General features: G+C 39.7%; 6 protein-coding genes. All 6 read right to left on the bottom strand.

From position 1 onward, the window contains the following. Window positions 1-281: 281 nt before the first annotated feature. Window positions 282-821, bottom strand: coding sequence for a VanZ family protein (locus tag BLT02_RS16490; RefSeq protein WP_092998087.1), 540 nt, complete (start codon window positions 819-821; stop codon window positions 282-284). An 82-nt stretch (window positions 822-903) separates the two neighbouring features. Then, window positions 904-2,061, bottom strand: a complete 1,158-nt coding sequence (locus BLT02_RS16485) for a Coenzyme F420 hydrogenase/dehydrogenase, beta subunit C-terminal domain (protein WP_092998084.1) — start codon at window positions 2,059-2,061, stop codon at window positions 904-906. 52 nt (window positions 2,062-2,113) lie between these two features. Beyond that, a complete protein-coding gene (locus BLT02_RS16480) occupies window positions 2,114-3,673 on the bottom strand; it encodes a lipopolysaccharide biosynthesis protein (RefSeq protein WP_092998081.1) in 1,560 nt (519 codons plus the stop codon). Continuing rightward, window positions 3,663-4,769: a polysaccharide pyruvyl transferase family protein gene (locus BLT02_RS16475; RefSeq protein ID WP_092998078.1), complete on the bottom strand. Its 1,107-nt coding sequence runs from the start codon at window positions 4,767-4,769 to the stop codon at window positions 3,663-3,665. The genes BLT02_RS16480 and BLT02_RS16475 overlap by 11 nt, the downstream gene beginning before the upstream one ends. Before the next feature lie 218 nt (window positions 4,770-4,987). Beyond that, a complete protein-coding gene (locus BLT02_RS16470; protein ID WP_092998075.1) occupies window positions 4,988-5,239 on the bottom strand; it encodes a hypothetical protein in 252 nt (83 codons plus the stop codon). Between the two features lie 228 nt (window positions 5,240-5,467). After that, on the bottom strand, window positions 5,468-6,193 hold a 726-nt coding region (locus BLT02_RS16465; RefSeq protein ID WP_092998072.1), incomplete at its 5' end, for a tyrosine-type recombinase/integrase.

The raw sequence follows: 6,193 nt of genomic DNA, 5'->3' as shown, positions 1-6,193 counted from the left end.
AAATGCAGGATCTCCCACTGTTGACGCATCACTTTTGTGCTGCATGAATGGTTCTTTCCGACACCGCCGGGCACATACTTCCTCGCCGTTAACGTCCATATGTGTGTTGACTTCCGCTCAGGCAACAGCGTCGTCCCTCGGATATGTTGGTCTTTCGATGCTCAATAGCCATCCCTACAGCCATGCTGTTTACGCTTCGCAGGATTACGTTACCGCATCCCACGCAAAACTCGCTTCCGGTGTTGCGGCTCACAACTTACCGGGTGGACGTCTCCTGTCCACTATGTGAAGCGCCCTTCAGGGCGCACTGCCTGACACCAAGGTGTCTTCCATACCAGATATCCTATGGCAGTTCCCATCGTGTTTTTTACGAGATCGTCAAGTTCAAAGACTCCAAATTTAAAGAGGAACTGACTGGTTTCAATGATGAAGGAACACAGCAATCCAGCGCCTATTACGATCCACCAACTTGGGTACAACCGCTTAACATTTTCCACTTGTTTCTTTTTTATATCGCCTTCACAACAATGAGTGCGATGAGCAATGATAAGTGTTGGAAGCAGGTATCCAAACGGTATAAACAAAATCACGTTCAATACAGAACGATTCGTTGTCAGTCCATAATGATGCGTCTTAATAGCACGGTAAAACGGCAACGGAAAACGAATGCTCATCGTCCCAAGACCCGCTCTCCCATTTGAGAATATCACAAAATAAACCAACGCCAACAAGTAGATAGCCGTAGCAACGAAAGGATACTTCTTCCCAAGAATAATTAAAACTACAGATGCGCTGAACGCAATCAAAAGTTGTGAATACATCAGGCCTTCTTCAGCTTGCGCTTCAACAGTCCAACAAGATCATTGATTTCGTTCAATTTCAGGATTTTAACATACTAAATCATTAACGTGTGAAGGAAAGATTTCGTGATCTGTTTATTCTGTTTAGTACTCTTTTTAGCATAGAGGGATGGATTAGCTTAATCATGTTCGTAATACTTTTTCCTTGCGCAAGCATTTTAAATAATTTTTTCCTATTTATATGAGCAGTTACAGGTTTTCTTGAATCTGCAGTAGCGGGAAGAATCTCATTTAATTCCCTAATTTGAATAACAAGCTTGTCTTGAACAGAATGCAACAAATGTTCTCCCTCTTCAGAATGTGTAATAATGATAGATGTTCCTCTATCATCATCCATTTCGGGACAATAATTATTTACGCCCCAAGCATCACCTAGTGTAATATCTGAAGGACGATTGATATCCTTGAACATACATTTATGACATGAAGGTCGAAGGCAAAGGTTCTTTAGAAATAGTTGCATATAGGAATCTTCTTTAAAAACCTTTGTGTATTCTGTATTATTGGAAAACACTAATTTAACAGAGTATTTTTTCCAGCCGTTTTTCTTGTCTCTAAATATAGCATTCTGCAATACCCCGCCGTATTCTTTCTCTTTCTCAGAATAATATCTTTTCCACAGTTCCGGACTTGGGACTCCATGGCACAGAACATCTATTGTAACCAGATTGGAATAGTCCTTTCTTAAAAACGTTTTTAATCCCGCGATCTGGCAGGATACACCAGAAAAAAGGACCCATTTTCCACTATCAAGCTGTTCTCTAGCCAATAGAAAAGAATTATCTATCCTGCTTTGTAAATATTTACTGCCTCTGAACAGCGCGAGTTCTTCTGGTGATTCTATCATTATATGATGAAGCGCATAATTTTCATCAAAGGCAGCCCCAAACACAACACCGCCCCGTTCAATAATCTTTTCTGCTAATACTGAAAATACTCCTCCACTAGAACTTGCTAAGCGTAACTCCGTATTCTTTGCATATCCTATCCAAGATTTGATACTTCTATCAGAATCGCTAGAAACATTATTTAATATTGGACAGGCTTTTTTGCAGAGATTGCAATTAATGCATCTATCTTTTTCAACTTTTGGATATAAGAAGCCCTCGACGTCTTCGACCATTTGAATACAGTGATGTGGACAAGCTTGATAGCATGCAGAACATCCACAACATTTGTTTTTTTCTTTAATCTCAATCATTCTTAATACCCTCTATAATTACAATCTGTACCTTTACAGCGGGGAGCTCTTATCAACCTTTAACATGTAGACGTTGACTAAGCTTTAGTTTGTTATGAGTTACTCTGTCAAGCAGTGCAACCACTTCTTTAAACTCCGCCTGTTTATGATAAAATACATAAAAAAGAATGTTGGGCAGTATAATACAAATCATTAAGCGAACAAAAAACGTTGCCCATTTTCCAAGCTCTACCAAGTTGCATATAAACCAAGTTGAAAAGCACACACCAATTGTAATGACAACATAGATTGCTAGTTTCTTTAAATATCCAGATAGTTGATCTCGAGAAAACATTGTGCTGAATAGATTTTGGATTAACCATGGCATACCAACAAGAATCATGGACAAAACTGTGGATAATAGAACACCATATATTCCCCAAAAATGAACCATAATCAAATTCATTCCTAGATTTGCGGTTGCGGTGACTAATGGTCTAAAGCGATCCTTATGCCATATTCCACCCGCATCTTTATAGGTATTCAATAATTGATTTACTTCATAAACAAAATAATAAATCACAAAACATACAATAGCCGGAAACTCCAGCATAAGATTTTTCCCAACCCAAATCTCCATAAAAGGTTGATATAGATTTAAGAGGCAACACGAACAAAATCCTGCAATCCAACAGGTCAAAAAAGTAAGTTTTTTAAAATCGTTATAGTTCTTCTCTATGGTTTCTGTAATCAAGCTATTTCCTATACCCGCAGTTAAGGAGTTAAAGAAAATGGTAACAAATCCTATAATTGCGGTTAAAATAAAGTAGTAATTTTGATAAATAGCTAGAACCGTCAGGCCAAGGAATGCAGAAATAACAATTGTGTCTGCAGAATTGATTACAACAGAACCTAATTTTGAGGTAAATAGATCCCTAATTCGTTGATTAATTCTTTGAATCTCTTTACTTTCCAATCTCCCTTCAACTTTATATTCAGGATACATTTTTGAAGTTGCAATGAATGTAACAATATTCTGCACAGCCTGACAAACTATTCTGCAAATCAGATATAGATAGTAATTTCTAAATATCCAAAGTACTAGAAACTGCAAAACATATTTCAGAGACAAAACCGATATAGCAACTTTGCTTATTACGTCAGTACGTTGATGAGCCTGAAGCAAAGAATTTTTGTAGGCGAAAAGCCAATATGAAATAACAGTTGCTCCCAAATTAAGCAGATATAGTATATAGATATTTATATTTTCCGGCACATCACTATGTATGAGCCTCGGTATAAATGGCATTATTGCAATTCCAGCAACTGCTATTATCAAACCTATTACTCTGTAGTAAAGCTTGTATAAGCGCATTAATGCACATATGCGTGTCGAATCATCTTCAACAATAGGTTTATACATACTGAAAACCATTGCTGAACCGACGCCTAACTCTGCAAGGTTTAGTACTTGCAAAATTGAGCTAAAGAGGCTATTAAGTCCCAGATATTTCACGCCCATAAAGTATATCATGGCCGTTCGCATAACAAACGGCATGATTACGTTATAAGCTTTGTATATTGTTCCAAACACAATATTTCTTGAGGCGTTTTTTGCTCGCTCAATTCTCATTGATTAATGCCCTTTTCAAATAGTTTATAGATGACTCTCGTTCAGTTAACAGAGTCTTTTCCACATCATCAAAATCATATAATACTGGAAATGATGCTGCCGTATCTATTTCTGCCTTGCTCGCTTCAAGATGAAATTTACGTAAAAGTGTTTCAATCCGGCTGCCCATCCTATAGCTGTCGTTTTTTGCTTTACGGTCAAAAACCCAAAAGGGACGATGAAAGATAATTGAGAAAGCTGTTGCATGATAAGAATCCGTTATGACACATGAGGCCCTTGAAATCAGCCATATAAATTCAGCTGGTCCGGCAGTATACATATCAACACTTTCAATGCTGCTTTCCGGGATAGATTCTAGTTCTAGATTAATTACTTGTCTTCCGTCAGCTACTTTTTCGATGAAGTCCCTGATTTTCTGATCGCGCCCACCCAAAAAATACGTCAAAACAAAAGATGGTTCTACATTTAATTTGGGCTTTTCCTCTATTAATTTCCATTGTTGTGAAGTCAGCAACATCGTTGGATCCAAAACAACGCTACCCTGCTGACCTAACGACTTTAATATTACAACTCCAGATTCTTCACGCACGGAAATAGCCTTAAATTTCGATAGCTCCTCCCTAAAAATACTCTCGTATTCTGGAGGAATCGAATTCGTTCCAAAGCTAGCTGCATAAGAAATACGCTGTTGAGGCTCTGCAAAACTTGCTAAGTAATTCAATAAGTCCTCATGAATAATCTTAAAGCCCGCATTCCATACCTGATCGCTTCCAACTACGAAATACTGAAACCGCTCTTTTAAATCCTTAGGAGCTTTATTGTCCTGTAGTATAGCATCATCAAATTGAATATAACTCGTATTAAATTCATCGAAATGTTTTTTTCTAATTAATCTATACTTGCCATAAGGTTTTCCAATTAATCGTTTTATGTTCCTTTTAATGAAACGCGTTACTGTATTCTTATCGTGATAATTTTTTCTCTTAAGTGTTGCTACTTCACACCCGATACCTTTTAGCACTTCTTGAAGGGCATAGTTCTGCAACCTATTTCCATAATTCTGACCGTCAGTTATGGTTATTATAGCGACTTTCATAACATTCACTCTTTCACTCAAATCTATAATAATTCTGAACAGTGAAAAGTGCTCACCGTCATTAACGCCTTGAAAACAAACTTAACTTCCTCACCTTTATGTACGGAAGACTCTTTCTTGGCATAATCTCTGTAGTGATATTTTACTAACTCATACTTCGCAGTCTAAGAACTGCGGATACACCTTACAAATGCTGCTTGTGACAGTTGAAAATAGTTTCACCCTGCCTGCGGAGCAGTAAATCTACACCTCCAGGCCTCAGGAAGCTTACTGATAAACACGCAGATCAGTTCGTTGATCTGGTCCTCGGTGGTGACAAAGCACTCACGAATACTGTCAAGGAGCGTGTCAATGATCAGGATTACAGCGCAGTCCATCATCTTGTTGATGACTTCCCGTTGAATTCCGTACATGATCTCTTCAATTCCACGCTCATCAGTATTTTCAAAACGAGTAACGGCCAGTATCATATATCGAATCGCTACAATCACCATATGTGCGGTAATAGCATCGTAGCTTGTGCTGTGGCATTCCGTTCGAAGCTTCAGATATCCCTTTGCAATCGAAAAATAGACCTCTATGCTTTATGCGAAAGTTCGTATAAGCCTGTTTATGCGAACCCCGCTTTTATGCGAACTCTCCACACGGCAATGCGGCAAATAAACCTCTTTCCATCATGAAAAGTTCGCATAAATTCCTTAGTCCAACCCCAGAATCCGGGTCATCTCATCCTCGTCATCCGGCCAGAGCTGCTCAGTTTCCGGGATCGCTTCTGTTCTTCTGTTTGCGATCTCCCGAAGCTGCTGGACAGAAGGTGATGTATAGTGGTCTCTTGTCGTCTTCGTATCAGAGTGGCCGAGAAAAACAGCCACCGCTTCGATGTCGACGCCGTCCCTGTAAAGCAATGTTCCCCGCGTACGTCTGAAAGTATGCGGCGACACTGATTCAGGGATATCATAGTCGGCCCTTGCTTTGTCGGAATATTTTTTGATGAGCTTCTGGACGTTGCGCGTAGTCATGTGCTTGCGCATTCCGCCAACTACAGTATAGAAAAAAGGTGCGACGGGTTCCCTTTCAGGATGGAATTCTCCGGCATACTGTCTGACCAGGGCTGATGTCTTTTCATCAAGTACGACCGTGCGCTCTTTATTTCCCTTCCCATGGATGCGTATTGCGACATCTTCATGGTCCATGCATACACTTCCTACAGTGAGCGAAACGAGTTCCTCGACTCGCATGGCACTGTCATAGAGAGTGGACATGATCGTTTTGTCCCTGAGACCCTTCTTTGTATTCGAGGGCATTCCAAGAATGGCGGCCAGGGCGTCCACATCCTCAATGATCGGCTGCCGGATCTTTGGTGTGCTGTAATACGGTACCTGCGAAATTGCGAGCATCTGCTGCTGTAGGCTGACATCTCTTGC

This window comes from Sarcina sp. DSM 11001 (genome assembly GCF_900101015.1).
In the GTDB taxonomy this organism is placed as follows: Bacteria; Bacillota; Clostridia; order Lachnospirales; family Lachnospiraceae; genus CAG-791.
Note: the sequence above shows the minus strand (reverse complement) of the source record. Positions and strands in the feature narration are given on the sequence as shown.

Excerpts from the sequence above, each read along its gene's own strand:
- BLT02_RS16490 (WP_092998087.1), bottom strand. The coding sequence starts at position 821 with ATGTATTCACAACTTTTGATTGCGTTCAGCGCATCTGTAGTTTTAATT.
- BLT02_RS16485 (WP_092998084.1), bottom strand. The coding sequence starts at position 2,061 with ATGATTGAGATTAAAGAAAAAAACAAATGTTGTGGATGTTCTGCATGC.
- BLT02_RS16480 (WP_092998081.1), bottom strand. The coding sequence starts at position 3,673 with ATGAGAATTGAGCGAGCAAAAAACGCCTCAAGAAATATTGTGTTTGGA.
- BLT02_RS16475 (WP_092998078.1), bottom strand. The coding sequence starts at position 4,769 with ATGAAAGTCGCTATAATAACCATAACTGACGGTCAGAATTATGGAAAT.
- BLT02_RS16470 (WP_092998075.1), bottom strand. The coding sequence starts at position 5,239 with ATGATACTGGCCGTTACTCGTTTTGAAAATACTGATGAGCGTGGAATT.